This window comes from Eggerthella sp. (assembly GCF_048329335.1).
Classification (GTDB): Bacteria; Actinomycetota; Coriobacteriia; order Coriobacteriales; family Eggerthellaceae; genus Eggerthella; species Eggerthella lenta.
On sequence record NZ_DBFEGU010000106.1, the window covers coordinates 1 to 1453 of the forward strand.

Genomic DNA, 1453 nt, shown 5'->3' on the forward strand with positions numbered 1-1453 from the left:
TCGCACGCGAGGTCGACGAGTTCATTGCGCGGTACCGGCCTCTGCGGCCTTCGATGCTCATCGAGTGCGAGCGCGTTGCGTACGCGTCGATAGCGACGATCGCCGCGGCGGCAGGCGGCGGCGCAACCGGCTTGCGCGCGCTGGGCGATGTGCCGGACGACTTGCGCATCACCTTCGATGCCGGCATCGCCTACGGCGATCTGTTCGCAAGGGATGCCGGTGCTGCATCGCATCCGCTGCTCCCCGACGGCGATGCCGTGATGGAGATCAAGTCGTCCGGCCCGTTTCCGCTGTGGCTCGTTCGCGCGCTCGATGCGTGCGAGGCCTACCCGACGTCGTTCTCGAAGTACGGGGAAGCGTATCGGGCCTGCATGGCCGCTCATCGCGGTGCGTCGTCGTTTGCGACAGCGCGCGCGTCCCAAGCAGCCGCCGAGCAGAAGGCCGAGCGGTTCGCCGCAGCGTTGCGCGGCCGCCGCCCTCGTCGCTTCCGTGCGCCGTCGCACACGCCTACGCGCTGCTGAGGTGCCTGGCCGTTCGATAGCCCCTCCCTCTCTACCCGAAAGGAACCAACTGTGCTCGATACTGCATTGACCTCGATATTCGGATCGACGGAATCGCTCGTTGCGGGCGTGTCCACCGTCGATTTCCTGCTGTGCTGCCTCGCGTCCATCGTGCTGGGCGCGGCGGTGGCGCTCATCTACATGTTCCGCCACACGTACTCGAAGAACTTCGTGGTGACGCTGGCGCTGCTGCCGCTCATCGTGCAGATGGTGATCACGCTGGTGAACGGCAACCTGGGCGCAGGCATCGCGGTGATGGGCGTGTTCAACCTCGTGCGCTTCCGTTCCATCCCCGGCAGCGCGAAGGACATCGGCAGCGTGTTTCTGGCCATGGCCATCGGCCTGGCCACGGGCATGGGCTTCATCGTGCTGGCCGTGCTGTTCACCATCATCGTGGCTATCGTGAACGTGGGCTACATGCTGTCGCCCTTCGGCAAGCAGAAAGAGCCGGAGAAGACGCTGAAAATCACCATTCCCGACGACTTGGAGTACGACGGCGTGTTCGACGACGTGCTGAAGCGCTATACCGACGAGCACGAGCTGACGATGGTGCAAACCACCAACATGGGAAGCCTGTTTCTACTGGAATATGCGGTGCGGATGAAGCAGCCGGGAACGGAGAAGCGCATGATCGACGAACTGCGCTGCCGTAACGGCAACTTGAAGATCACCTGCGGGCGCGCTGCTGCGAGTAAGGACGTGTTGTAATGGAATGGACAGACGCTAAGTCGACTGGCGAGGGCTGGGGAGATACCCAGTCGCTCAAACAGTCCTCGCTTCGCTGCGGAACTCGCTTGGTGGGCATCACCCCAGCCCTCTTCGTTCGATTGTCTCTGTTGAAAAAAGGAGTTGTCGATGCCCTGATAGCCGGACTGTTCGCAGTGATGCTGACC

At 63.0% G+C, this 1453-nt stretch carries 2 protein-coding genes and 1 pseudogene; all 3 read left to right on the forward strand.

Going from position 1 to position 1453, the window contains the following annotated elements:
• A partial coding sequence (locus tag ACMO6A_RS03360; RefSeq protein WP_418470782.1) for a VTC domain-containing protein occupies nucleotides 1–521 on the forward strand: 521 nt, incomplete at its 5' end.
• 51 nt (nucleotides 522–572) lie between these two features.
• On the forward strand, nucleotides 573–1268 hold the full coding sequence (locus ACMO6A_RS03365; RefSeq protein ID WP_015759948.1) for a DUF4956 domain-containing protein: 696 nt from the start codon (nucleotides 573–575) through the stop codon (nucleotides 1266–1268).
• Nucleotides 1268–1453: pseudogene (locus ACMO6A_RS03370) on the forward strand (hypothetical protein); the annotation flags it as partial. The gene ACMO6A_RS03365 and the pseudogene ACMO6A_RS03370, both read left to right, overlap by 1 nt.